Genomic DNA, 26,146 nt, shown 5'->3' with positions numbered 1-26,146 from the left:
TTTTTGTCGCCCGACGGGCAAGAAATCAGCTTAAGGCTGCGGGTCCGGCGCGAATGCCCTGCACCTGTGCCAGCCATAACCCTGTCTGATGCTGCGCAAAGGCAGGTAGCACGGCATGGTGGGTATCACGAATGATGGTCGGCGGCTTTTGCTCATGCGTCAGCAGCGCGTTGAGAGTAGAAAGCAGCGCCAGTTGCGCTACCTGTAATGGGGGTTCGGTCGCTTCCGCTTCTCTTTCCTGCCCTCTCGCGAAAACCGCCTGCGGTGCAAGAGCAAAAGAAAGGTGACGAATGACGGTGCGAAGCGCATGCTGGTGCCAATAATCGACACTGAAGGTCGGGCGGCGATGCGCTTCCTGCAGTAATGCCAGGCTATTAAAGGCACCGCTGGCGGAATTTTGCCGGTTCAGGCTGGACGAGGTGCTCGGCAGAGCGGCTTGATCGGGCGTGCCGGACAGATTTGTAGGTACGCCAAGCGTGGCCGCGACCATCCCTAACAGGAGATGGGGCCAGAAATAACGTCTGCCAAATTGTCGCCAACGATTTAGAATACCGATCACGAGTTTATTATCCGCCGGAGCCCATTATGCGCGATAGCCGTCCACAATTATTAGATTCCCTGTTTGACGACGCTAACACAGAAGACAAAGGCCCGCTGCATAACGTCCAGCAACGCGCAGTGGCGCTGCTGAAGCTTAACCGTGCAGTGAAAGGCGTATTGCCGGTTCAACTGCATCCCTGGTGCCGCGTCGCAAATTTCCGACAGGGTATTTTAGTGCTAGAAACGGCAAATGCCAGCTGGATGATGCGTCTACGCTACGAACAACCGGCTTTACTATCTGCACTACGAGCGCAAATTCTACCATCATTGTCGTCGATCGACATCAGGATTAATCCGGCCTTGATGGCAAAAGGGAGCAACCTTGTGCAGAACGCCGCAAAAACGGCAGGAAATACGCAGGAGAAGGTGCCTATGCGTCATCTGAGCCAGGAAAGTGCTGAGGAATTAAGGGGATTGGCGAGCCGGAGCCCAGAAAAACTGCGCAAGATATTGGAACGACTGGCATCGCTGGCCGGAGAAGGTGCCAACGCTACCAGTCGTGATAAATAATCAGTGGTATCAGCTTATGCCAATACGGTGGACGGGGCTTTGAATGCCAAAGGCATTTCGGCTTCGTCCTGGAAGGTGACAAATTCCCACGCTTCCTGTTTCGCCAGAACCGCTTGCAGCAGTTTGTTATTCAGCGCATGACCAGACTTGTACGCGGTGAACGCGCCAATGATGTTATGGCCGCACATGAACAGGTCGCCGATGGCGTCCAGCATTTTGTGGCGTACGAATTCGTCTTCAAAGCGCAGACCGTCTTCGTTCAGAACGCGGTAATCATCCACCACGATAGCGCAGTCAAAGCTGCCACCCAGGGCCAGGCCACGTGACTGTAAATACTCGATGTCACGCATAAAACCGAAGGTGCGCGCACGGCTGATTTGACGCACGAACGAGTCGGCAGAAAAATCAAGGCGGTAGCGTTGCGTACTGGCATCGATAGCCGGGTGGTTGAAGTCGATGGTGAAGTCCAGGCGGAACCCGTTATGCGGGGACAGCTCAGCCCACTTGTCGCCATCTTCAACACGCACGGTGTCTTTCAGACGCAGGAATTTCTTCGCAGAGTTCAGTTCTTCAATGCCGGCATCCAGCAACAGGAAGACGAACGGGCTGGCACTGCCGTCCATGATAGGAATTTCGGCGGCGTCAACTTCGATAACGATGTTGTCGATACCCAAACCAGCCAGCGCGGCATTAAGATGCTCAACGGTAGAAATACGCACGTCATGCTCGTTCACCAGGCAGGTGCACAGCATGGTATCACGCACGGATTTTGCATCAGCCGGAAAATCAACCGGGGGATTCAAGTCAGTGCGACGATAGATGACCCCGGTATTAGCCGCTGCGGGGCGCATTGTCAGCGTGACTTTCTTGCCGGTATGCAAACCGACACCAGTCGCCTGAACAATACGTTTTAATGTCCGTTGTTTGATCATCGTTTTATCTCGCAATGTTATCAATCCTACCGACCAAGCATACAGCATGGCCGGCGGGACAGTTTAGCACAAAGAGCGGAGATTCCAAATTCTCAGGATATTCTTAGTCTGCCTGCTTGCGCAGGAAGGCAGGAATATCGAGATAGTCGGGCTCTTTATTAGGCTGCGCAGTCGGATCGTTTACTACCTTGGCGGCAGGTTTCACTTCCTGCGGCAACGGCGACATGCCGTGCTGCTGGTAGCGATGGTCCATCACTGGCTGGCTGGCCTGTTTGTTGGTCACCAGAGTGATTTCCGGACGTTTGTCCATGCCGATACCGGTCGCAACCACGGTCACGCGCAGTTCGTCGTTCATTTCCGGGTCCAGCGAGGTACCGATAACTACGGTCGCATTGTCGGAAGCGAAAGCACGAATGGTGTTACCCACGGTTTCGAACTCATCCAAACGCAGGTCGAAACCGGCGGTGATGTTGACCAGAACGCCGCGAGCGCCGGACAGGTCGATGTCTTCCAGCAGTGGGCTGGAGATCGCCATTTCCGCTGCTTCTTCAGCACGGTCTTCACCACAGGCAACGCCGGAACCCATCATCGCGTAGCCCATTTCGGACATTACGGTGCGCACGTCGGCGAAGTCGACGTTCATCAGGCCCGGACGGGTGATCAGTTCGGCAATACCCTGCACCGCGCCTTTGAGCACGTCGTTAGCCGCGCCGAACGCGTCCAGCAGAGAAATACCGCGACCCAGAACTTTCAACAGCTTGTCGTTCGGGATAGTGATCAGTGAGTCCACATGTTTGGACAACTCTGCAATACCCTGCTCAGCGAACGCCATGCGTTTCTTGCCTTCGAAATTGAAAGGCTTGGTAACCACGGCCACTGTCAGAATACCCAGATCTTTAGCAACTTCTGCGACGACTGGCGCTGCACCGGTACCGGTGCCGCCGCCCATGCCGGCTGCAATGAAGACCATGTCTGCACCATCGAGTGCGGCACGCAAGGCTTCACGGTCTTCTTCCGCTGAATTGCGACCCACTTCAGGGTTCGCGCCCGCACCCAGACCTTTGGTAATACCGCTACCGATCTGGATGGTTTGGCCAACTGCCGTTTTACGAAGCGCCTGAGCGTCTGTATTAACGGCGAAGAATTCAACACCTTCGATGCGCTCGCGCACCATGTGCTCAACGGCGTTGCCACCGCCACCGCCGACGCCGATGACTTTAATCACCGCGTCATTGGTTAGTTCCATTGGTTCAAACATAGTTTCTCTCCGTTTTGTGCCTGTCGCTGCGAGATCATAAAAAGATTACTCAGCATGATCTCTTTGTTGAAACATTAAAACTCTTTTCTCAGCCAGCTATTGATACGTTTAAACCAATTGCCCACCGAGGCGCGTTTTTCTACTTCTGCCTCACCACTCAGGTGAGACTCTTTTCCATAGTGCAGCAGACCTACCGCCGTAGAGTAGTAAGGCTCCTGCGCATAATCCGTCAGACCCGTGATGTTCAAGGGTTGGCCGATGCGTACCTGGGTATGGAACACCCGTTGCGCACAAGCTGCCAGGCCATCAATCTGGGCGGCGCCACCGGTCAGCACAATACCCGCTGCCAGATGATGCTTCACCCCTTGCTGACGCAGTTGCTCCTGCAATTGCAAAATCTCATCGTTAACCAGATTCAACAGTTCGGTGTAGCGTGGCTCGATAACTTCAGCCAGTGTCTGTCTTTGCAGACTACGAGGAGGACGCCCCCCAACGCTTGGCACCTCTACACTTTCATCCTTGCTAACAATCGACCCAAGCGCACAGCCGTGTCGAACTTTGATCGCTTCCGCATCTGTCGGCGGTGTGCCGAAGGCGTAGGCGATATCGCTGGTGACCACGTTCCCGGCGTAAGGGATTACTTTGGTGTGGCGCAGCGCACCGCCGGTGTACACCGCCATATCCATGGTGCCGCCGCCGATATCCACCACACAAACGCCGAGTTCGCGCTCATCTTCGGTCAGTACCGCATAGCTGGCGGCCAGACCGGCGAAAATAAGTTGGTCTACTTTCAGACCGCAACGTTCTACTGCCTTGACGATGTTTTTTGCCATATCGTTATGGCAGGTAATCAGGTGCACCTTGGCCTGCATACGCACGCCGGACAACCCAACCGGGTTTTTGATGCCTTCCTGATAATCGATGGCGTATTCCTGAGGGATGACGTGCAGGATGCGGTGTTCATCACGGACGCGTACCGATTTAGCGGTATGCACTACGTTCTCCACATCTTCCTGTGTCACTTCCTCTTCGGAAATAGGAACCATCCCTATTTCGTTCTGGCAGCTGATGTGTTTACCCGATAATGCGAGGTAAACCGAAGAAATCTGACAATCAGCCATCAGTTCGGCCTGATCGATAGCGCGCTGTACGCACTTCACTACCGACTCCAGGTCGTTAACGCCACCCTTATCCATGCCGCGAGACGGGCAGCTGCCCACCCCGATAATGTTGACCATGCCATCGGGCAGAACTTCCCCTACCAATGCGGAGACTTTTGCAGTACCGATCTCCAGTCCAACTACCAGTTTTCTGTCCGTCGACTTGATCATTGTTGTTTTGCCTGTGCCTGATTCTGTTGCTGATTACTGTTTTGCTGATCGCCTGCTGCCTGCGGGTCGATAAACACTGGGGCCCAACCTACCGATGCACCGGCCTCATAGCGTAAGTCGACGTAGCTGACTCGCTTGCTTTCTGCCTGCCCCTGCTGCTGCAATATCGGATAAAGCTCGATAAAGCGCTGCAGGCGTCCGGTGCGATCGTCGCGTCCCAGCTCCAGCCGAACATCATTATCCAAAGCCAGCTGCCAGGAATGGCGAGCACTCATGGCCGCCATTTTCAGCGTATATTTGCTGGCCGCTAACATGTTGCTCATGGTCCGATATCCGTCCAGAACATCCTGTTCGCTCCCTTCCGGGCCATAAAGCAACGGCAACTTCTGTTTGCCAATTCTTTCTGCCGGCACGCTGAAGGATTTGCCTTCGGCGTCCACCATGTGCAAATCATTCCAGCGCGCCACCGGGACATATTCCACCAGGTGGATTTTCAGTTCGTCCGGCCACTGCTTGCGTACGCTGGCCTGCTTGATCCACGGCAGGCGTTCAATCTGCTGCTGGATGATATCCACATCCTGCGTCATGAAAGTACCCGGCGATCCCAGGGCCAGGATCGCCTGGCGAATATCGTCGTTGGTGGTGTAGTGGCGTTCACCGGTTACCACCAGTCGTGACAGCGGCAGGCGGCTGGCGTCTTTCATCCAGCCAATCACCGCCCAGCCACTCCACAGGACCGTTCCCAACACCATCAGCAGGAAAACCATTCCCGCCAATTGGGTTCCATTGCTGCGGCGCGGGTTGTTATCCACCTCGCGTTCACGCGCATTCAGGGCAGCTTGCGACATATCAGTCGGCCAATTCCAAAATTCTCGCTACCAGCTGCGAGAAGCTTAAACCAGACTGGCGAGCTGCCATCGGCACCAGGCTATGACTGGTCATGCCCGGCGAGGTATTCACCTCAAGCAGATAGAAGCTGCCATCGCTATCCTGCATCACATCCACGCGGCCCCAGCCGCTGCAGTCCAGCCCACGGTAGGCGCGTAACGCCAGGGCAGCCATTTCGGCTTCCTGCTGCGCACCCAGGCCACTCGGACAGAAATACTGGGTATCGTCCGAAATGTACTTGGCCTGATAGTCGTAAAACACGCCGGCCGGTTGAATGCGGATCGAAGGCAATACCTGGTCGCCCAACATCGCTACCGTGTATTCCGGGCCGCTCAGCCACTTTTCGACCAGCACGTCGTCGTCATGGCGGAAACCTTCTTCCAACGCCGCTTCGAGCGCGTCACGCTCGGTGACTTTGCTCATGCCGACGCTGGAACCTTCACGGCTCGGCTTGACGATCAGCGGCAGGCCCAGGGCCTCCACGCGGGCAAGCAGCGTCGCTTTCTCGGCACCAGCATACTGCTTGCGGTTCAGCGCGACATAAGGCGCCACCGGCAAGCCCATCGACTGCCACACCATTTTGGTGCGCCATTTGTCCATGGTCAGCGCCGAAGCCATCACACCGCTGCCGGTATAAGGCAGCTCGAGGAACTCCAGCATCCCCTGCAGGGTGCCGTCTTCGCCGCCGCGACCGTGCAGCGCGATAAAGACTTTAGTAAACCCGTGTTCTTTCAGTTGGGTTACCGGGAAGTCACGGATATCAATGCCGTGGGCATCGATACCGGCTTCACGCAGCCCGGCCAGTACGGCGGCGCCGGATTGCAATGACACTTCACGTTCAGCAGAGGTGCCACCCAGCAGTACGGCAACTTTATCGGCCATGGTGTTCCTCCTCTTTTTTCTGTGGCTGCAGCTTCAGTTCAGCCAGTTTACGGGCAACTTTACCCACGTTGCCGGCGCCCTGCACCAGCACTAAATCGTCGGCCTGCAGCAACTGTGCCAGGGTTTCCGGCACGGTGTCCGCATCGGAAACCAGAATCGGATCCAGCTTGCCGCGGCTGCGGATAGTCCGGCACAGTGAGCGGCTGTCCGCCCCTGGGATCGCCGTTTCACCCGCCGAATACACGTCCAGCATCAGCAGCACGTCCACCTGCGACAGCACGTTGGCGAAGTCGTCATACAGATCGCGTGTACGGGTGTAACGGTGCGGCTGGAAAACCATCACCAGACGCTTGTCCGGCCAACCGGCACGCGCCGCTTTCAGCGTTGCGTCAACCTCGGTCGGATGGTGACCATAGTCATCCACCAGCATCGCGCTGCCACTTTTACCGTTGACCGGCTCCAACGGGAATTCGCCGAGGAAATCAAAGCGGCGACCGGTACCCTGGAAGCCAGCCAGCGCACGCAGGATATCTGCGTCGTCAATGCCTTCCTCTGTTGCCACTGCCACTGCCGCCGCGGCGTTTAACGCGTTGTGACGGCCCGGCGCGTTCAGGGTGACCGTCATTAACGGTTTGTCCTGACGGCTCAGCGTAAAGTGGCCCTGCGGCCCAACCTGGCGATAGCTCTCGATGCGTACGTCGGCATCATCACTGAAACCGTAGGTGGTGATATGGCGGCCCACGCGTGGCAGCAGTTCGCGCACCACCGGGTCATCAACACACATCACCGCACGACCGTAGAACGGCAGGTTGTGCAAAAAGTTAATAAACGTCTGCTTCAAATTTTCGAAGTCGCCCTGGTAGGTCTCCATATGGTCGGCTTCGATATTGGTGACAATCGCCACCATCGGCTGCAAATGCAGGAACGACGCATCGCTCTCATCCGCTTCCGCAATCAGGTAACGGCTGGAACCCAAACGCGCATGGGTACCCGCCGCTTTCACCAGCCCGCCGTTGACAAAGGTCGGGTCCAGGCCGGCTTCGGCATAAATGCTCGACACCATCGCCGTGGTGGTGGTCTTGCCGTGCGTACCGGCAACGGCGATACCGTGGCGGAAGCGCATCAGTTCGGCCAGCATCTCTGCGCGACGGATCACCGGGATACGCGCCTCACGGGCGGCGACAAGCTCCGGGTTGTCGGCGGAAATGGCGGTAGAAACCACCACTACGCTGGCATCCAGTACGTTTTCCGGGCGGTGATGGAAGTAAATCGTCGCCCCGAGCGCGCTCAACTGTTGGGTTACCGGATTCGGTGCCAGGTCAGAACCGCTGATTTGATAACCTTCGTTAGCCAACACTTCGGCGATACCACCCATGCCGGCGCCACCGATGCCGACAAAGTGAATGTGCCGGACGCGTCGCATCTCGGGCACGATAGTACGTAGTTTCGCCAGTTGTTGTGTATTCATCACTCTCTCTAATCCGGGTCCGGCATACCGGGCCCCTGTATGACATTCTTTAATTCAGGCCCGGCGTACCGAACCCCTGCAAATTATTTGGCGACCCGCACCAACTCCGCCGCCACACGCTCGGTAGCATCCGGAATGGCGACAGCGCGCGCCTTTTCAGCCATTGCCAACAGCGTTGGACGATCCCAGCCGGCCAGCAGTTCCGCCACTACATCGGCGTTAAACTGCGGTTGTTCGATAATCTTCGCCGCGCCGGCTTCTTCCAGCGGACGAGCATTCCAATATTGCTGACGGTCTTTGTGCTGGAATGGCACGAATATCGCGGGCAGGCCTGCCGCAGCAATCTCGCTGACGGTCAACGCGCCGGAACGGCACACCACCACATCAGCCCAGGCGTAGGCGGCAGCCATGTCATCAATAAACTCGGCCACCTTGTGCTGTGTCTGCCCTACCCTCTCGTAGTCGCGCAACACGTTTTCCAGTGCACCTTTACCTACCTGATGCCAGAGCGTTATTTTATCGCCCAATCTCGCCGCGACTTCAGGAACTGTCTGATTCAGCACCCGTGCCCCCTGACTTCCGCCAATCACCAACACGCGGATCGGCCCTTCACGACCAATCAAACGTTCTGCCGGTAACGGTAACGCCAGTACGTCGGTACGAACCGGGTTGCCCACCACCTCGGCGTTCGGGAACGCACCAGGAAATGCCTGCAGCACGGTTTTGGCAATACGCGCCAGCCAACGGTTGGTCAGCCCGGCAATACCATTTTGCTCGTGCAATACCACCGGGATACCGCACAACCATGCCGCCAAACCGCCAGGGCCGGAAACATAACCGCCCATGCCCAGCACCACGTCCGGCTGGTAGTTACGCATGATTGCCTTCGCCTGACGTACCGCGTGCCAGATACGCAGCGGTGCGCTCAACTGGGCCTTCAGCCCTTTGCCGCGCAGGCCGGAAATACGGATGAAATCAATTTCGATCCCGTGCTTTGGCACCAGATCGGCTTCCATTCGGTCTGCGGTTCCGAGCCAGCGCACCTGCCAGCCCTGCGCCATCAGATGATGTGCGACCGCCAGTCCCGGGAACACGTGTCCGCCGGTACCGCCTGCCATCACCATTAAACGCTTAGGTTTCCCGCTCATCCCTTACCTCTTCACAAACGCCTGGGCTTTAGCCAGACGCGTTTCATAATCAATACGCAGTAACAGCACGATCGCCGTCGACATAATCAGCAGGCTTGAACCGCCGTAGCTTATCAATGGCAGCGTCAGACCTTTGGTCGGCAACATACCTGCCGCGGCACCGACGTTAACCAACGCCTGGAAGCTAAACCACACGCCAATTGAGCAGGCCAAAAAGCCGGAAAAACGTTGATCCAGCTCCAGCGCACGGCGGCCAATCGACATAGCACGAAAAGCGACGCAGAATACCATTAACAATGCAAAAACCACACCGATATAGCCCAGTTCTTCGCCTAAAATCGAGAAGATAAAGTCGGTGTGCGCTTCCGGTAAATACTCGAGTTTCTGTACCGAGTTCCCCAACCCCTGTCCCCAGAACTCACCGCGTCCAAAGGCCATCAGCGACTGGGTCAACTGGTAGCCGCTGCCGAACGGATCGGCCCATGGATTCCAGAACGACGTCACGCGGCGCATACGGTAAGGTTCGGCAATGATCAACAGCACCACCGCGAAAGCACCGGAGCCGATAATCGCCAGGAACTGCCACATTTTGGCACCGGCCAGGAACAGCATCGCCAGCGTGGTAATGAACAGCACGACCACGGTACCCAGATCCGGCTGGGCCAGCAGCAATACCGCCAGCACCACCATCACGCCCATCGGCTTGCAGAAGCCCCAAAAGTTGGTACGCACTTCTTCTACCTTGCGCACCAGATAACTTGCCAGGTAACAGAACAGCGACAGTTTGGACAACTCTGCCGGCTGAATACGCAGCGGCCCCAGCGAGATCCAGCGTGATGCCCCGTTTACCGAGCTGCCGACCACCAATACGATCAACAGCATCACAATCGACATCAGCAGCATGATGTTGCTGTAGCGCTGCCAGACTTCCATCGGAATGCGCAGCGTCACCATCGACAGGCCGAACGCCAAGGCGAGGTAGAGCGCATCACGCTTGGCGAACAGGAAAGGATCGTCCGCCAGACGCTGACCGATCGGCATCGATGCCGAGGTCACCATCACAAAACCGATAATGGCCAACCCAAAGGTCAGCCACAGTAAGGTGCGATCGTACAACACCATATTGACCGAGTCGTTATCACGCGATCCCGCGACCCAGTTTTTAAACAGTTCGGTCAGCCCGAAGTTCGGCAAGCGTAGTCTCATCCGCCGAGCTCCTGTGCCAGACGGGCGAACTCGTCGCCGCGCACTTCAAAATTACGGAACTGGTCCAGGCTGGCGCATGCCGGTGACAGCAACACCATATCGCCGGACTGCACCCGACCGGCTATCGCCTGCATCGCCTGTTCCATGGTCTCGGTCAGCGTAGCGACCTCCGGCCGCAGCTGCGCCAGTTGTTCGCCATCACGACCAAAACAGTAAAGACGGACGTTATCGCCTTGCAGATACTGCGCCAGCGGGGAAAAGTCGGCAGACTTGCCGTCGCCGCCCAGCAACAGATGTAGAGTGCCGTCCACCTGCAGACCATTCAACGCCGCTTCGGTACTGCCGACGTTGGTGGCTTTGGAATCGTTAATCCAGCGTACGCCGTTATGTTCCCACGCCAGTTGGAAGCGATGTGCCAGGCCGGTAAAGGTGGTCAGCGCTTTCAGGCTGGAGGCGCGTGGGATATTGACCGCATCGGCCAATGCCAACGCCGCCAGCGCATTGGTATAGTTGTGACGGCCGGTCAGTTTCATCTCGCGGGTATTGAGGATTTTCTCGCCACGCACACGCAGCCAGGTTTCGCCCAGTTGACGGTTCAAATGGTAGTCGCCCACATCGGCACCGAAACTGATGCAGCGCTTATCGGCGCCGCGAACCGGCATGGTTAGCGCATCATCCGCATTGACCACGCAGACCTCGGCATTTTCATAAACGCGCAGTTTGGCTGCACGGTACTGCTGCAGGCCAAATGGGTAGCGGTCCATGTGATCTTCTGTGACGTTCAAAATGGTCGCCGCGGCCGCATGCAGGCTGAAGGTGGTTTCCAGTTGGAAGCTTGATAGCTCCAGCACGTACAGTTGGCACTCCTGACGTAACAAACTCAGCGCAGGCAGGCCGATATTGCCGCCAACGCCCACCGCCCAACCGGCCGCTTTCGCCATCTCACCCACCAGGGTAGTGACGGTGCTTTTGCCATTAGAGCCGGTGATGGCCACGATCGGTGCCTGCGCTTCGCGGCAGAACAGCTCGACGTCGCCGACGATCTCCACGCCGGCATCCGCAGCGGCGCTTAATGCCGGGGTAGCCAGCGCCATTCCCGGGCTGGCAACGATCAAATCCGCCGCCAACAGCCAGTCCTGATTCAAATCGCCCAGATGACGCTCAACGCTTTCAGGCAGCTTGTCCAGCCCTGGCGGTGAGATGCGGGTATCCATAACGCGTGGCGTCACGCCGCGCGCCATAAAGAAATCAACACAGGACAGGCCGGTAAGGCCCAGCCCGATGATGACTACTTTTTTACCCTGATAATCCGCCATAATTACCGCACCTTCAGCGTCGCCAGGCCAATCAGCACCAGCATCAGCGAAATAATCCAGAAGCGCACGATCACGCGCGGCTCTGGCCAGCCCTTCAATTCATAGTGGTGGTGAATCGGTGCCATGCGGAAAATACGTTGTCCGCGCAGCTTGAACGACCCCACCTGCAAAATCACCGACAGCGTTTCAACCACGAATACGCCGCCCATAATCAACAGCAAAAACTCTTGGCGCAGCAGCACCGCAATGGTGCCCAACGCGCCGCCCAGTGCCAGTGAGCCAACATCGCCCATAAAGACCTGAGCCGGGTAGGTGTTGAACCACAGGAAACCCAGACCGGCGCCCACGATGGCAGTACAGACAATCACCAATTCACCGGCGTGACGCAGATACGGGATGTGCAGGTAGTTGGCGAAGTTCATGTTACCGGTCGCCCAGGCCACCAGTGCAAAACCCGCAGCCACAAACACCGTTGGCATAATTGCCAGGCCATCCAGACCGTCGGTCAGGTTGACCGCGTTGCTGGTGCCGACAATCACAAAGTACGCCAACAGCACATATAACAGGCCCAGCTGCGGCATGATGTCCTTAAAGAACGGCACAACCAGCTCGGTGGCTGGCGTGTCTTTTCCTACGGCATACATGGCGAAAGCAACCACCAGCGCAATCACCGACTGCCAGAAATATTTCCAGCGGGCAATCAGCCCTTTGGTGTCTTTGCGCACCACCTTGCGGTAGTCATCAACGAAACCGACGATGCCGTAGCCCACCAGCACGAACAGTACGCACCACACGTAAGGGTTGGACGGATAGGCCCACATCAGCACCGAAACGGTGATGGAGGTCAGGATCATGATGCCGCCCATGGTCGGCGTGCCACGCTTGCTGAAATGCGACTCTGGACCGTCGTTACGCACCACCTGGCCGAAGGACATCTCCTGCAGGCGTTTAATCACCCGCGGCCCCATCCACAAGGAGAGGAACAGCGCGGTCAGCAGGCTGACAATGGCTCGGAACGTCAGGTAGGAAAAGACGTTGAAGCCGGAATAATATTTGACCAAATGTTCGGCCAGCCAAACTAACATGGTGCTTTCTCCTGTAACGCGCGTACTACCTGCTCCATTGCGGCACTACGTGAACCCTTGATTAACACGGTAATTACCGCATGTTCTGACAGTAATTCCGCCACGCGCGCGATCACTGCTGCCTTATCCTGAAAATGTTCGCCATTACCCGAAGCTTCAATCAGCACCTGGCTTAACGGACCGACACCCAATACTTTGTCGACCCCTGCCAACCGGGCGGCTTCGCCCACCTGACGGTGACACTCTTCGGCTTCTGCCCCCAACTCTGCCATGTCACCCACCACCATCACGCGGTAGCCCGGCATTTCCGCCAGTACCTGTGCGGCGGCGGTCATTGAACCGACGTTGGCGTTATAGCTGTCATCCAGCAGCAGCTGATGGTCAGAAAGTGCAATCGGGAACAAACGCCCCGGCACTGCCTGTAATTGCTTGAGCCCCTGACGCACCGCCTCAAGCGATGCTCCGGCCGACATGGCCAGCGCCGCAGCGGCCAACGCATTGGCTACGTTATGGCGACCCGGCAACGGCAGTGCAATCTCTGCGCTGCCGAACGGACTGTGCAGCCTAAACTGTGTGCCCTTGCCGTTCACCTGCACGTCGCTGGCAAAGAAATCAACGCCTTCTGCCGCCTGCGGCGAGAAGCGCCAGACGGTTTTGCCGTCCAGCATGCTCTGCCAGTGCGGCCAGTCGTTATTGTCGGCGTTGATGATCGCCACGCCGTCAGCCGGTAAACCGGCAAAAATTTCGCCTTTCGCCTGAGCGACGCCGGCCAAAGAGCCAAAGCCTTCCAGGTGGGCGGCCGCCAGGTTATTCACCAGGGCGGTTTGCGGACGGGTTAAAGCGGTGGTGTAAGCAATTTCGCCAATATGGTTGGCACCCAGTTCAATCACGGCAAAGTCATGCTGTGGCTGCAAACGCAACAGCGTCAGCGGCACGCCGATATCGTTGTTGAAGTTACCGGCGGTATACAGCACTTCACCGCATTCGCGCAGAATGGCCGCGGCCATTTCCTTCACCGAGGTCTTGCCCGATGAACCGGTTAACGCCACTACGCGGGTCGGCACCTGCTGGCGAACCCAGGCAGCGAGCTGTCCCAGTGCCAGGCGGGTGTCTTTTACCACCAGTTGCGGAACCTCCACCAATAAGCGCTTACTTACCAGCAGTGCCCCGGCGCCAGCGGCTACCGCATCAACAGCAAAATCGTGAGCGTCGAAACGCTCGCCTTTCAGTGCCACAAACAGGCAACCTGCGGTTACCTGACGGGTATCTGTCGTCACCTCAACGATTTGGCAATCGGCGCCGATCAACTCAGCGCTCAATACATCGGCCAGTGTCCGAAGGGAGACAGGGATCATGCTACTACCCCCAGCAGACGCGCTACGGTGGTACGATCGGAGTAATCCAAACGGCGATTCCCCACCAGTTGGTAGTCCTCGTGGCCTTTACCCGCCACCAGGACCACATCTTGTTCTTTGGCTTGCATGATGGCGCTGGTTACCGCTTCCGCACGACCGTGGATCACCAGAGCGCGTCCGGCGTCCAGCAGGCCGGTAAGGATATCGGCGATAATCGCCTGCGGCTCTTCGGTACGCGGGTTGTCATCGGTCACTACTACGCGATCGGCGAACTGTTCGGCGATGCCGCCCATCAGCGGGCGTTTGCCTTTGTCACGATCGCCGCCGCAGCCAAACACACACCACAACTGCCCCAGGCAGTGCAGACGTGCGGCTTCCAATGCTTTTTCCAGCGCGTCCGGGGTGTGGGCGTAATCAACCACTACCGTCGGTTTACCCGGCGCGTTGAACACTTCCATGCGGCCACAGACCGGCTGCAGTTGATTGCCGGTGGCAACCAATTTGGCCAGCGGGTAACCCAGCGACAGCAGCGTAGCCAGTGCCAGCAGCAGATTGCTGACGTTGAAGGCTCCCATCAGACGGCTTTCAATCTCGCCGTCGCCCCAGCTTGAGCTGAAGTGGATAGTCGCGCCGTTATCGTGATAGTTGACCGCGGTAGTCTTCAGCCAGCGACCATGGCAGCCTGGCTGCAGGTTATCCTGCATGGTGACGGCCACTGCATCCGGCAATTGGCTTAACCAGCGCTGACCGACTTCATCATCGGCATTGATAATCGCCTGGCCCACTTCGTGACCGGCGAACAGCGACCACTTGGCCGCTTCGTAATTGGCCATGTCGCCGTGGTAATCCAGATGGTCGCGGCTCAGGTTGGTAAACACCGCGGCGGCAAACGGCAACGCCGCCACACGGTGTTGCACCAGGCCGTGAGAAGAAACTTCCATCGCGGCAAGGGTCGCGCCCTGATCAACCAGTTCATTTAGCACGTGTTGAATATCCACCGCAGAACCGGTGGTATTCTCGGTTGGGCATACCTGGCCCAGCAGGCCGTTGCCCACGGTGCCCATCACTGCGCTGGTTTCACCCAGCAGTTGGCCCCACTGTGCCAGCAGTTGAGTGGTGGTGGTCTTGCCGTTGGTCCCGGTGACGCCGACCAAACGCAGACGCTCTGCCGGCTCATGGTAAAAACGACCGGCCAACGCGGAAAGGCGCTGATTGAGCTGGCTCAGATAAATCACCGGCACGCCGTGCATTTCAGTAATAGCACCGTCTTCAGCCTGGCCTTCAGCTTCGGCAATCACAGCGGCAACGCCCTGCGCGATAGCCTGCGGAATAAAGCGGCGTCCATCTGCCTGATGGCCAACAACGGCGACAAACAGATCCCCGGCAGCCGCAATACGGCTGTCTAATGTCATTTCCCGCAGCGCGCGCCCGGGCGCCGTTGGCACCCACGGAGCGAGTAAGTCGCGCAAATTACGATCGGCCACCTGAACCCTCTTTTCTGTTAATTACAAAATCGCTTTTCTCACCGGTAGGCAACGCGTCCGGCTCGACGTTCATGGTGCGCAACACGCCGCCCATGATGGCGCCAAATACCGGTGCGGAGATCGCACCACCGTAGTATTTCCCACCCTGCGGGTCATTGATGACCACCACCAGAGCAAAACGGGGATTACTCGCCGGCGCAACGCCGGCGGTATAAGCGATGTATCGGTTGACGTATTTGCCGTCCGGGCCCACCTTTTTGGCGGTACCGGTTTTAATGGCAATTCGGTAGCCCTTGATCGCGGCTTTCACCCCACCGCCGCCCGGCAGGGCAACGCTTTCCATCATGTGCACCACGGTGCGCACCAGAGGTTCAGGGAAGACGCGCTCACCGGCAACCGGTGGGTCAACTTTGGTAATCGACAGCGGACGATAAACGCCCAGGCTGCCGATCGTGGCGTAGACTCGCGCTAACTGTAACGGGGTTACCATTAGCCCATAGCCGAAAGAGAAGGTGGCCCTCTCTATGTCAGACCACCGTTGTTTTTTTGGGTATATGCCACTGCTTTCTCCGACCAGCCCCAAATTGGTCGCTTTTCCCAATCCAAAACGAGAGTAAGTATCTACTAACGCTGAGGACGGCATCGATAACGCCAGTCGTGAAACACCGACGTTACTCGACTTCTGCAAGATCCCGGTCAGGGAAAGTTCCGCGTAACGCGCAACGTCCCTGATTTCCTTGCCGTTGATACGGTAAGGGACGGTATTGAGCACGCTGTTTTCTTTCACAATGCCGTGCTGCAATGCCGTCATGACCACCATAGGTTTTACGGTGGAGCCGGGTTCAAAAATATCGGTGATAGCACGGTTACGCATGGTTTCTTTCGGCGTACCGGCCATATTGTTCGGGTTATAAGACGGGCTGTTGGCCATCGCCAACACTTCGCCGGTGTTCACGTCCACCAGTACCGCGGTACCGGATTCAGCCTTGTTGAACGCCACGGCGTTGTTCAGTTCGCGATAAACCAGCGCCTGCAGACGTTCGTCGACGCTCAGCACCAGGTTATGCGCCGCCTGACTGTCGACCGAAGAAATGTCCTCGATCACCCTGCCAAAGCGGTCTTTACGTACGGTTCTTTCGCCCGGTTGCCCGGTCAGCCAGCGGTCGAAGCTCTTCTCTACGCCTTCAATCCCCTGACCGTCGATGTTGGTCACGCCGATAATATGCGAGGTCACCTGGCCGGACGGATAGTAGCGGCGAGACTCCTGACGCAGGTAAATGCCCGGCAGTTTCAGCTTGTGGATGTAGTCGCCAATCGCCGGATTCACCTGGCGCGCCAGGTAGACAAAGCGCCCTTTCGGGTTGGCGTTAATGCGGGTAGAAAGCTGATCCAGCGGGATATTCAGCGCATCAGACAGTGCCTTCCAGCGGCTGTCCAGCGTTATGCCACCACGCTCATTGAGCTCTTTCGGGTCGGCCCAAATGGCGTTCACCGGCACGCTCACCGCCAGCGGCCGCCCTGAGCGATCGCTGATCATGCCGCGCGAAGTGGGCACTTCCTGCACGCGCAGTGAACGCATGTCGCCTTCTTTCACCAGGCGGTCCGGATTAATCACCTGCAGATAAGCCACACGCAGCATCAACCCAACCAACGCCAGCAAAATACAGCCGCACAGCAACGCAAAACGCCAGCTTACAAAGCTGGCCTGATCTTCCTGGCGTTTCAACTTACCGGGCCGTGCTGCTTTCATGCGTTCCCTTTCTACTCCGTGTAGTGATTTCAGTTAAACCATTCATTGTTTAACGATGATATTTTCCTGCGATGGATCAACATGTTGCATCTGCAGTTTTTCAGTAGCGATGCGCTCTACCCGACTGTGGTCCCCAAGAGCATTCTCTTCCAGGATCAGGTTGCGCCACTCAATGTCCAGAGCATCTCGCTCTAAAACCAGCTGCTCGCGCTCGGCGGTCAGCAAACGGGTGCGGTGCGCGGTGGTCACCACAAAAACCGCTGACACCAGCGAGGCAATCAGCAAAATCAACGGGATCTTGGCGTTACGCAGCAGATCGCCGCCAATCACCCCAACCAGGCCGTGACGCTCATTACCAATCACGCGGGCATCCTCTCGGCAATACGCAGCACCGAGCTACGTGCGCGCGGGTTTTCCGCCACTTCGGCATCCCCAGGCATCATCTTGCCCAGCGCTTTCAGCGTGCGTCCGCCCATACTGCGCAATTGCGCTTCGGTCAGCGGAATACCGGCCGGCACCTGAGCGCCGCGGCTGTGGTGGCGCATAAAGCGTTTAACGATACGGTCTTCCAGCGAGTGGAAACTGATCACCGACAGGCGCCCCTGCGGAGCCAGCACTTCCAGCGCGCCATCCAGCGCACGTTCGATCTCTTCCAACTCACTGTTGATGTAGATGCGGATCGCCTGGAAACTACGGGTTGCCGGGTGTTTGTGCTTGTCCCGGAACGGGCTGGCGTTGGCGATCAAATCGGCCAGCTGTTTGGTGCGAGTCATCGGCTCGACCTGGTTTCTTTCCACGATGGCGCGAGCGATACGCTTGGCGAAACGCTCTTCGCCAAAGGTTTTCAACACCCAGGCAATGTCGTCGGCTTCCGCTTTCATTAGCCACTCGGAGGCTGACTGACCGCTTGAGGAGTCCATACGCATGTCCAGCGGCCCGTCACGCATGAAGGAGAAACCGCGCTCTGCGTCATCCAACTGCGGCGAAGAAACGCCCAGATCGAGTAAAATGCCGTCAATCTGCCCCACCAATTCGCGTTCCCGCACATAGTGTGACAAATCTGAAAAGGGGCCGTGTACGATGCTAAAACGAGGATCTTCAATAGACTTGGCGGCTGCAATCGCCTGTGGGTCGCGGTCAATTGCCAGCAAACGCCCTTCCGGCCCCAACTGGGACAGAATCAGACGCGAATGGCCACCGCGGCCAAAAGTACCGTCGATATATGTGCCGTTACTGCGAATATTAAGGCCGTTAACCGCCTCATCCAACAGTACGGTGGTGTGTTTATAATTTTCCAACATGCTTATAGCGACAAGTCCTGTAGCCGCTCAGACAACGGTTCCTGAGTCGACTGTTCTGCGTCAATATCATCCTTGACTTGTTGATACCAGGTCTGTTCATCCCACAGTTCAAACTTGTTGAACTGCCCGACCAGCATCACTTCTTTGGTAAGCCCGGCGTGTTGGCGTAGCGTTGTCGCTAACAGCAACCGACCGGCGCTATCCATCTGACACTCACTGGCATGTCCCAACAGCAAACGCTGAACGCGGCGCTCGGCGGGATTCATACTCGACAGACGGGATAACTTTTGCTCAATAATTTCCCATTCGGGCAGTGGGTAAAGCAGTAGGCAGGGCTGGTGGAGGTCAATGGTACAAACCATTTGGCCTTCCGATTGCTCGTTCAGCAATTCCCGGTAACGGGTGGGTACGGCAAGCCGCCCTTTGCTGTCGAGATTAACCATCGTTGCTCCACGGAACATGCCTGAGCTACCCCTCCACGACCGTTTTCACCACTTTACCCCACAAATTCCCACATAATGGAGTTTACGGAGGGTATGAAAACCTTGTCAAGCCAGAGCGCCAGCGCTTTGGCAATATTTCTTCGGTCATTTTGGGAGCTGGCTCGCGAAAGGAACGCTATTTATTAGATGATTAAAAATTAACATCATGATAAACGGGGAGAAATTTCTAAGCGGAAAGAGCGTGATTAAAAACCTGACAAATTGGCGATTAATTAACTCAATACTTCCTTCTGCAATCGATGTCTCATTTTTTAGCTCGGCAATCACATCCCTGTAACCCGGTGCGACCCGCACCGGACAAGGCTCGGCGCAAACTCGCCCTAAAGCCGAAATAGGGCTTAAGCCATTGAGTTAATAACACTCAACGCTTATTAGGCTGCAGGCCGGCCGCTATTTTACTTCAATTAAAGCCTCAGTGATAAGTGCGCTGAAAAAATAAATGACTCGGATATTACGAGCAGAGCTAATTTCTATTTAAATCAATTTAGTAAGATTATTCTCAAAATACCTGTTTACAATTATGGTTTCATTTCCTTACATCATTTATTCCCACAATTTTTACTGTGAAAAATCGCCCGTTCGCAACAAATAATGCAACTCATTGTTTTTAATTGAATAGTTTGAATTCATCCATTTTTAATCCCTTCGCGCCACATTCCTCAGCCTGAGCTCAGCACAAAAACCACGCAACGCCTTTAAATAAAAATATTCAGCTACTTAGCCAACTCGAGGCAGAAGCGTAAACTAAAAGAAGAATAAAAAACCAGATTTAACACCTTAAAAATAACAATTTAACAGAACATTAACCAATAATCATGGAGATTGCATCATGCTTTCGCCTGTTGCTCACTGGCGCAGCGCCGCTGCCGATACCTTTGCACTGGTGGTGTACTGTTTCATCGCCGGTATGGCGATAGAAATCCTGGTGTCCGGCATGAGCTTTCAACAATCACTCTCGTCCCGCTTGCTGTCGATCCCGGTAAATATCCTGATCGCCTGGCCCTATGGGCGCTATCGCGATCTGTTTATCCGTGTCGCCAGGCGCTTTCAACGCCAACCTTTTTTACTGCGTAACCTGGCCGATCTGTTGGCCTATGTCAGTTTCCAATCACCGGTCTATGCCGCCATCTTATGGAGCGTCGGCGCCATGGGCAACAAATCATCACGGCGGTGACCAGCAACGCGGTGGTGTCGATGGCAATGGGCGTGGTGTATGGCTATTTTCTGGAATACTGCAGAAGGTTGTTCAGGGTGGCGGGCTACGTGTGAAGCAGGAGCGCAACGGGGCGCTCCTGTTTGGGTTTACTTCCGGCTAAGGCTGCCGCGGCGGAACAAATTACGGCGGATACGCGTCAGACCCGGCTTGGGTTTACGCGGCTCATCCAGGCTGGCCAGTACCAGTTCAAGCACCCGCTCGGCCACGTCACGATGGCGCTGAGCGACCGCCAGAACCGGACACTCAAGGAAGTCCAACAGCTCGTGATCGCCGAAGGTGGCGATGGCCAGATCGGTCGGCAAACGGCCACGTTGCTTCAGCGTCACATCCATCACCCCTTGCAACAAAGAGAATGAGGTAGTGAACAGCGCCTGGGGCATAGGATGGGTTTTCAGCCATTCGGCAAACAACACGCCGGCCGCCTCACGCTCATAGCTGTTGGCATACAGATAATCGACAGGTCGTTCGTCATCCTGCCAGGCTTCGCGGAAACCCTGCTCACGCAGGAAGCTGACGGAAAGCTCCGGCAACGCTCCCAGATACAGTACCGACTCTGCCGGGAAGGTACGAAGCTCCTGCGCCAGTGCGAAGGAATCCTCTTGGTCGGCCCCGACCACACTGATGAAATGCTCGCGATCCAGCGCCCGATCCAGTGCGATAATTGGCAGCGGATCATTGGCCCAGCGCTGATAGAACGGATGCTCCGGCGGCAGGGCGGTAGAAACGATTAACGCGTCGACCTGGCGTTGCAGCAGATGCTCAATACAGCGCATTTCGTTATCCGGCTGATCTTCCGAACAGGCAATCAACAGCTGGTAACCGCGTTGACGGGCCTGACGCTCCAGATAATTGGCGATGCGGGTATAGCTGGTGTTTTCCAGATCCGGTATCACCAGACCGATTGAACGAGTTCGCCCGGCGCGCAGCCCTGCCGCGACGGCATTCGGGTGATAGTTGTGCTCCCTGACCACGGCCATCACTTTTTCGACGGTTTTATCGCTGACACGATACTGCTTCGCCTTGCCGTTGATGACATAACTGGCCGTGGTGCGCGAAACGCCTGCGAGACGCGCGATTTCATCCAGTTTCACGTTAACCCCTTAATGACGCTGAAAATAGAAGTGAAAACCATGCTCGGATTAACCATCGCATCCTGTGCGGTTATTCAATCCAGCCTCTGCGATCTAACAGCAGAAAACACTGCCTAGCAACCGCTTTTGCCGAAAGGTGCCAGCAAACGGGCAAAAAACACCGAAAAACAAAGGGCGCAGCCTGGCCGCGCCCTCAGATTATGCCAATATCACGCCTCAGCGCATGATTTTATCGCCGCGCGACACGCCGACCACACCGGAACGCGCCACTTCAACAATTTCGGCCACTTCACGCACCGCACTCAGGAATGCATCCAGCTTGTCGCTGGTGCCCGCCAGCTGAACGGTGTACAGCGTGGCTGTGACGTCAACGATTTGACCGCGGAAAATGTCGGCGCAACGTTTCACCTCTTCGCGGCCATAACCGCTGGCCTGCAGCTTCACCAGCATGATTTCACGCTCAACGTGAGCCCCCTGCACCAGTTCGCTAACGCGCAACACGTCCACCAGCTTATGCAGCTGTTTTTCGATCTGCTCCAATACCTTTTCATCGCCGACGGTTTGAATCGTCATACGTGACAAAGTGGGATCGTCGGTCGGGGCTACCGTCAGGCTTTCAATGTTGTAACCGCGCTGAGAGAACAAACCCACCACACGCGATAACGCACCGGATTCATTTTCCAGCAATACAGATAAAATACGGCGCATGATCAGGTCCTCTCCGTTTTGCTTAACCACATTTCGTCCATGCTTCCACCACGAATCTGCATTGGGTAAACATGTTCGGTCTCATCGACGGTCACGTCGACAAATACCAGGCGCTCTTTCTCGGCCAGCGCCTGAGCCAGTTTGCTTTCCAGTTCATCCGGCGTGCGAATGGCAATGCCCACGTGGCCGTAAGCCTCCGCCAGTTTGACGAAGTCCGGCAGGGAATCCATATAAGACTGGGAGTGACGGCCGGAATAAATCATGTCCTGCCACTGCTTCACCATACCCAGATAGCGGTTGTTAAGATTCACCACGATCACCGGCAGGTTGTATTGCAACGCGGTGGACAGTTCCTGAATGTTCATCTGGATGCTGCCGTCGCCGGTGACACACACCACGGTTTCATCAGGCAGCGCCAGCTTCACGCCCAGCGCCGCCGGCAGACCAAAGCCCATGGTGCCCAATCCGCCGGAGTTGATCCAACGGCGTGGTTTGTCGAACGGATAGTAGAGTGCAGCGAACATCTGGTGCTGGCCGACATCGGAAGTGACATAAGCGTCCCCTCTAGTCAGCCGATGCAGGGTTTCGATCACTGCCTGCGGCTTAATGGTGCCGCTGTTTTTGTCGTAACCCAGGCAATCACGCGCACGCCACTGCTCAATGGACTGCCACCAGTCGCGCAACGCGTCGTGATCCTGCACTTTATCTTCCTGCGCCAGCAGCTCCAGCATTTGGGTCAACACCTGTTTGGCATCGCCGACAATAGGAATATCGGCGTCTACCGTCTTGGAAATTGAGGTAGGGTCAATATCGATATGCAGCACTGTAGCGTTCGGGCAATATTTGGCCAGGTTATTGGTGGTGCGATCGTCAAAACGCACGCCGACGGCAAAGATCACGTCAGAGTTGTGCATGGTTTTGTTGGCTTCATAAGTCCCATGCATGCCGAGCATACCCACGCTCTGGCGATGCGTGCCGGGGAAGGCCCCCAACCCCATCAGGGTACAGGTAACAGGCAGATTCAGCTTCTCCGCCAGTTCCAGCAGCTCTGCGTCACAGGCCGAGTTGATCGCCCCGCCACCGACGTACATAACGGGCTTTTTGGCCGTCAGAATGGTGTGCAGTGCCCGTTTGATCTGCCCGCGATGCCCTTGCACCGTCGGGTTATAGGAACGCATGCTCACGTCCTGCGGATAGGCGTAAGGCATTCTCACTGCCGGGCCCACGATGTCTTTCGGCAAATCGATCACCACCGGCCCAGGGCGGCCGGTTGAGGCCAGGTAAAAAGCCTTTTTCAGTATGCCGGGAATGTCTTCGGTACGTTTGACCAGGAAACTGTGTTTCACCACCGGGCGTGAAATCCCGACCATGTCGCACTCCTGGAAGGCATCATAGCCAATCAGCGAGCTGGGAACCTGACCGGAAAGCACCACCATCGGAATGGAGTCCATATAGGCGGTTGCAATGCCGGTGATCGCATTGGTCGCCCCAGGGCCAGAGGTCACCAACACCACCCCCACTTCGCCGGTCGCACGCGCATAGCCATCGGCCATATGCACCGCACCTTGCTCATGGCGCACCAATATGTGGTCGATCCCTCCAACCGTATGCAGGGCGTCGTAGATATCTAGTACCGCCCCGCCCGGATAACCGAATACATGCTTAACGCCTTGATCGATCAACGATCGGACGACCATCTCGGCTCCTGACAACATCTCCATGGGTTTGCCTCCAGGCTAACTTATTCTTATCTGGCACCGGAACGTGGCACCTGTTGTGGGGCAATACCCCAAAATTTTTATGGATTGACTATAACCCATTAACATAACGTCAGAAGATAAGGCAGGCAAACGGCAAAATGGCACAACAACAGAAAGGTTACTGGCTACGGGCTGGGGATCGGGGATTTACAAAAACAATGCACTAGCCGCTGGCAAATCGGGCTAGGCATTGTTTCAGTCAGGTGGAGAATTACAGAACTATATCAGGCAAGAACGATGCTGATTTTTTAACCGGATAATCTGCCCCGGCAACAGGATTAAGTCTTATCCTGGTACATCGAGTCAATTTCACTCTGGTAGCGCTGCATAATCACCTTACGGCGCAGTTTTAGCGTTGGCGTCAGCTCACCCAACTCCATCGAAAAGGCCGCCGGCAACAGAGTAAATTTCTTCACCTGTTCGAACCGCGCCAACTCTTTTTGCATCTCACGCAGACGGCTTTCGAACATTTCCAGAATATGGCTATGGCGCAGCAGTTCAAGCCGATCCTGATATTTCAGGTTGATGGACTTGGCATATTCTTCCAACGACTCAAAACTGGGCACAATCAAGGCGGAGACAAATTTGCGGGCATCCGCGATGATTGCCACCTGTTCGATAAAGCGATCTTGCGCCAGCGTGCCTTCAAGCATCTGCGGGGCAATGTACTTGCCGCCGGAGGTTTTCATCAGATCCTTAAGACGCTCGGTGATAAACAGATTTCCCCCTTCATCTATGGCACCGGCGTCGCCGGTCTTCAACCAGCCATCTGCAGTAAAGGAGGCGGCGGTTTCCAGCGGCTTATTGAAATAACCGCGCATCACTACCGGGCCACGCACCTGAATTTCACTTTCCTCGCCAATACGCACCTCTATCCCCGGCAGCGGCTTACCAATCGAGCCAAAGCGGAAATTGCCCTCTTCCCAGCAGGAAACGGTGGCGCAGGTCTCGGTCATGCCATAGCCATATTTGATGTTAATGCCCATCGCCTGGAAAAACAGAATGACGTTGTCATCCAGTTTGGCACCGGCGGCCGGCAAGAAGCGCACCCGCCCACCGAGGATGCCGCGTAATTTGCTCAGCACCAGCTTGTCGGCCCAGCGGTGGGAAAGATCAAACAGCTTGCCCAGTGGTTTGCCGGCACGTTCCTGTAAAAACTTGCGTTCACCACAGACAATCGCCCAATGAAACAGGGCACGACGCAACCAGGGTGCACGCGCAACTTTCTCGTGCACCGCACTGAAGATTTTTTCGTAGAAACGCGGTACCGCGCACATCAGCGTCGGACGTACTGCCGTCATGGCTTCGCGCACCCAGTCGGTGTTCGGCAAGAACACGTTTTGCGCGCCGGAATGCATAATGAAGAAGCTCCAGGCACGTTCGAACACATGCGACATCGGCAGGAAACTGAGAGAGACATCTTCCTCATTTACCGTCAGCCGCCCATCGTGCAGATAAAGCTGTGCCGCCAGGTTACGGTAATCCAGCATCACCCCTTTGGGTTCTCCGGTGGTACCGGAGGTATAAATCAGCGTGAACAGATCCTGCAGGCAGCAATCGGCAATGCGTTGCTGTAACTGCGATTCAAACGCCGCCAGATCGGCTGCGCGCTCAAAGGTGCTCAGGTGCTGAGCAATCTCACAGCCACGCAGATCGGCATCATCATCAAATACAATAATGTGGATCAGTTGAGGGCAGACACCGCGCAACGCAATGGCGGCGTCCAGTTGAGCCTGCTCGCCAACGAACAAAATGCGGATATCGGCGTCATTAATGATAAAAGCCGCCTGGGCCGGCGTATTGGTGGCATACAGCGGTACGCTGACCCCACGTAACCGCAGCACGGCCAAATCCGCCAGCGACCAGGCCATGCAGTTATTGGCAAAGATCGCGATACGTTCCTGCACGTCGGTACCCAAAGCCAACAGCGCACTGGCGATGCGGTTGATATGCGTATCGACCTGTCGCCAGGTCAGTTGGCTCTCGCCACTGGGAGACCATTGGCGAAAAGCGGTGCAATCGGCACGCTGGGAAATTTGGTGCTGTATACGGTGAGTTAAATGGTATTGCAGCAGATTATTGATCATAGCGCCCTGAGCCTGAAATGAATCAAACAGTTAGCGTTGAGCAGGACATCTGGCTCTGCGTCTCAGCTTACACGTGTTTACTTTTTTCGCGCAGTCTACCTACTCCATGGCGGCGGGAAAAGAGATTTCAGCGTAGAAGTGTGAGCTAAAACTCAGGTTAATTTCACCGCCTCCTCCAGTTGGACAGAAGGGTGATGAAAAGGTTTTATTTAGCTCACAAAATGGGTGTTCGACAGGCAGCGAGGGAAACAGATAAAAACACCAGAT

The 26,146-nt window shown here is 56.2% G+C and carries 22 protein-coding genes and 1 pseudogene; 2 read left to right on the top strand and 21 right to left on the bottom strand.

Going from position 1 to position 26,146, the window contains the following annotated elements:
- Nucleotides 1-25: 25 nt before the first annotated feature.
- Nucleotides 26-559, bottom strand: a complete 534-nt coding sequence (gene secM, locus ACNT1W_RS05755; RefSeq protein WP_041418462.1) for a secA translation cis-regulator SecM — start codon at nucleotides 557-559, stop codon at nucleotides 26-28.
- A 26-nt stretch (nucleotides 560-585) separates the two neighbouring features.
- On the opposite strand from secM, the gene ACNT1W_RS05750 reads away from it, so the two are divergent.
- Nucleotides 586-1,110, top strand: a complete 525-nt coding sequence (locus tag ACNT1W_RS05750; RefSeq protein WP_012005216.1) for a DUF721 domain-containing protein — start codon at nucleotides 586-588, stop codon at nucleotides 1,108-1,110.
- 14 nt (nucleotides 1,111-1,124) lie between these two features.
- On the opposite strand, the gene lpxC is transcribed toward ACNT1W_RS05750, so the two are convergent.
- The 16 genes from lpxC to mraZ form a co-directional block, all read right to left on the bottom strand.
- The gene (gene lpxC, locus ACNT1W_RS05745) at nucleotides 1,125-2,042 is read right to left on the bottom strand and encodes a UDP-3-O-acyl-N-acetylglucosamine deacetylase (RefSeq protein ID WP_017891607.1); all 918 of its coding nucleotides are present in this window, start codon (nucleotides 2,040-2,042) and stop codon (nucleotides 1,125-1,127) included.
- A gap of 103 nt (nucleotides 2,043-2,145) precedes the next feature.
- Nucleotides 2,146-3,300, bottom strand: coding sequence for a cell division protein FtsZ (gene ftsZ, locus ACNT1W_RS05740; protein ID WP_004950150.1), 1,155 nt, complete (start codon nucleotides 3,298-3,300; stop codon nucleotides 2,146-2,148).
- Nucleotides 3,301-3,374: 74 nt separating this feature from the next.
- The gene (gene ftsA / locus ACNT1W_RS05735) at nucleotides 3,375-4,631 is read right to left on the bottom strand and encodes a cell division protein FtsA (protein ID WP_004950148.1); all 1,257 of its coding nucleotides are present in this window, start codon (nucleotides 4,629-4,631) and stop codon (nucleotides 3,375-3,377) included.
- Nucleotides 4,628-5,479 (bottom strand): cell division protein FtsQ, encoded by an 852-nt coding sequence (ftsQ, locus tag ACNT1W_RS05730; RefSeq protein WP_259190223.1) that lies wholly within the window; start codon nucleotides 5,477-5,479, stop codon nucleotides 4,628-4,630. Before ftsQ ends, ftsA begins: the two co-directional genes overlap by 4 nt.
- Before the next feature lies 1 nt (nucleotide 5,480).
- On the bottom strand, nucleotides 5,481-6,401 hold the full coding sequence (locus ACNT1W_RS05725; RefSeq protein ID WP_261099219.1) for a D-alanine--D-alanine ligase: 921 nt from the start codon (nucleotides 6,399-6,401) through the stop codon (nucleotides 5,481-5,483).
- The gene (murC, locus tag ACNT1W_RS05720; protein WP_012005212.1) at nucleotides 6,391-7,869 is read right to left on the bottom strand and encodes a UDP-N-acetylmuramate--L-alanine ligase; all 1,479 of its coding nucleotides are present in this window, start codon (nucleotides 7,867-7,869) and stop codon (nucleotides 6,391-6,393) included. The genes ACNT1W_RS05725 and murC overlap by 11 nt, the downstream gene beginning before the upstream one ends.
- Nucleotides 7,870-7,952: 83 nt before the next feature.
- Entirely contained in the window at nucleotides 7,953-9,017 is a 1,065-nt protein-coding gene (gene murG, locus ACNT1W_RS05715; RefSeq protein WP_012005211.1) for an undecaprenyldiphospho-muramoylpentapeptide beta-N-acetylglucosaminyltransferase, read from the bottom strand.
- A 3-nt stretch (nucleotides 9,018-9,020) separates the two neighbouring features.
- A complete protein-coding gene (ftsW, locus tag ACNT1W_RS05710) occupies nucleotides 9,021-10,223 on the bottom strand; it encodes a cell division protein FtsW (RefSeq protein WP_115183292.1) in 1,203 nt (400 codons plus the stop codon).
- On the bottom strand, nucleotides 10,220-11,539 hold the full coding sequence (murD, locus tag ACNT1W_RS05705; RefSeq protein ID WP_112364385.1) for a UDP-N-acetylmuramoyl-L-alanine--D-glutamate ligase: 1,320 nt from the start codon (nucleotides 11,537-11,539) through the stop codon (nucleotides 10,220-10,222). The genes ftsW and murD overlap by 4 nt, the downstream gene beginning before the upstream one ends.
- Nucleotides 11,540-11,541: 2 nt before the next feature.
- Entirely contained in the window at nucleotides 11,542-12,624 is a 1,083-nt protein-coding gene (gene mraY, locus ACNT1W_RS05700; RefSeq protein WP_012005208.1) for a phospho-N-acetylmuramoyl-pentapeptide-transferase, read from the bottom strand.
- The gene (murF, locus tag ACNT1W_RS05695; RefSeq protein WP_419246507.1) at nucleotides 12,618-13,979 is read right to left on the bottom strand and encodes a UDP-N-acetylmuramoyl-tripeptide--D-alanyl-D-alanine ligase; all 1,362 of its coding nucleotides are present in this window, start codon (nucleotides 13,977-13,979) and stop codon (nucleotides 12,618-12,620) included. Before murF ends, mraY begins: the two co-directional genes overlap by 7 nt.
- Entirely contained in the window at nucleotides 13,976-15,463 is a 1,488-nt protein-coding gene (murE, locus tag ACNT1W_RS05690; protein ID WP_012005206.1) for a UDP-N-acetylmuramoyl-L-alanyl-D-glutamate--2,6-diaminopimelate ligase, read from the bottom strand. The genes murF and murE overlap by 4 nt, the downstream gene beginning before the upstream one ends.
- Nucleotides 15,450-17,213, bottom strand: a complete 1,764-nt coding sequence (locus ACNT1W_RS05685; protein ID WP_012005205.1) for a peptidoglycan glycosyltransferase FtsI — start codon at nucleotides 17,211-17,213, stop codon at nucleotides 15,450-15,452. Before ACNT1W_RS05685 ends, murE begins: the two co-directional genes overlap by 14 nt.
- 42 nt (nucleotides 17,214-17,255) lie before the next feature.
- Nucleotides 17,256-17,576, bottom strand: a complete 321-nt coding sequence (gene ftsL, locus ACNT1W_RS05680) for a cell division protein FtsL (RefSeq protein WP_012005204.1) — start codon at nucleotides 17,574-17,576, stop codon at nucleotides 17,256-17,258.
- The gene (gene rsmH / locus ACNT1W_RS05675) at nucleotides 17,573-18,514 is read right to left on the bottom strand and encodes a 16S rRNA (cytosine(1402)-N(4))-methyltransferase RsmH (protein ID WP_261131985.1); all 942 of its coding nucleotides are present in this window, start codon (nucleotides 18,512-18,514) and stop codon (nucleotides 17,573-17,575) included. Before rsmH ends, ftsL begins: the two co-directional genes overlap by 4 nt.
- A gap of 2 nt (nucleotides 18,515-18,516) precedes the next feature.
- Nucleotides 18,517-18,975, bottom strand: coding sequence for a division/cell wall cluster transcriptional repressor MraZ (gene mraZ / locus ACNT1W_RS05670; protein ID WP_012005202.1), 459 nt, complete (start codon nucleotides 18,973-18,975; stop codon nucleotides 18,517-18,519).
- Nucleotides 18,976-19,846: 871 nt separating this feature from the next.
- On the opposite strand from mraZ, the pseudogene ACNT1W_RS05665 reads away from it, so the two are divergent.
- Nucleotides 19,847-20,286, top strand: a pseudogene (locus tag ACNT1W_RS05665) (L-alanine exporter AlaE).
- Between the two features lie 33 nt (nucleotides 20,287-20,319).
- On the opposite strand, the gene cra reads toward ACNT1W_RS05665, so the two are convergent.
- From cra to ACNT1W_RS05645, 4 genes are all read right to left on the bottom strand, one after another.
- Nucleotides 20,320-21,324, bottom strand: a complete 1,005-nt coding sequence (gene cra, locus ACNT1W_RS05660; RefSeq protein ID WP_012005200.1) for a catabolite repressor/activator — start codon at nucleotides 21,322-21,324, stop codon at nucleotides 20,320-20,322.
- Between the two features lie 216 nt (nucleotides 21,325-21,540).
- The gene (ilvN, locus tag ACNT1W_RS05655; RefSeq protein WP_004932806.1) at nucleotides 21,541-22,032 is read right to left on the bottom strand and encodes an acetolactate synthase small subunit; all 492 of its coding nucleotides are present in this window, start codon (nucleotides 22,030-22,032) and stop codon (nucleotides 21,541-21,543) included.
- Nucleotides 22,033-22,034: 2 nt separating this feature from the next.
- Nucleotides 22,035-23,753, bottom strand: a complete 1,719-nt coding sequence (ilvI, locus tag ACNT1W_RS05650) for an acetolactate synthase 3 large subunit (RefSeq protein WP_419246506.1) — start codon at nucleotides 23,751-23,753, stop codon at nucleotides 22,035-22,037.
- A 317-nt stretch (nucleotides 23,754-24,070) separates the two neighbouring features.
- Entirely contained in the window at nucleotides 24,071-25,879 is a 1,809-nt protein-coding gene (locus ACNT1W_RS05645) for an AMP-dependent synthetase/ligase (protein WP_419246505.1), read from the bottom strand.
- Nucleotides 25,880-26,146 lie beyond the last annotated feature (267 nt).

Origin of the sequence: Serratia sp. NFX21 (assembly GCF_048517035.1) — a bacterium.
GTDB lineage: Bacteria > Pseudomonadota > Gammaproteobacteria > Enterobacterales > Enterobacteriaceae > Serratia > Serratia quinivorans.
The sequence above is the reverse complement of the archived record's forward strand: the minus strand, read 5'-3'. Positions and strand labels throughout refer to the sequence as shown.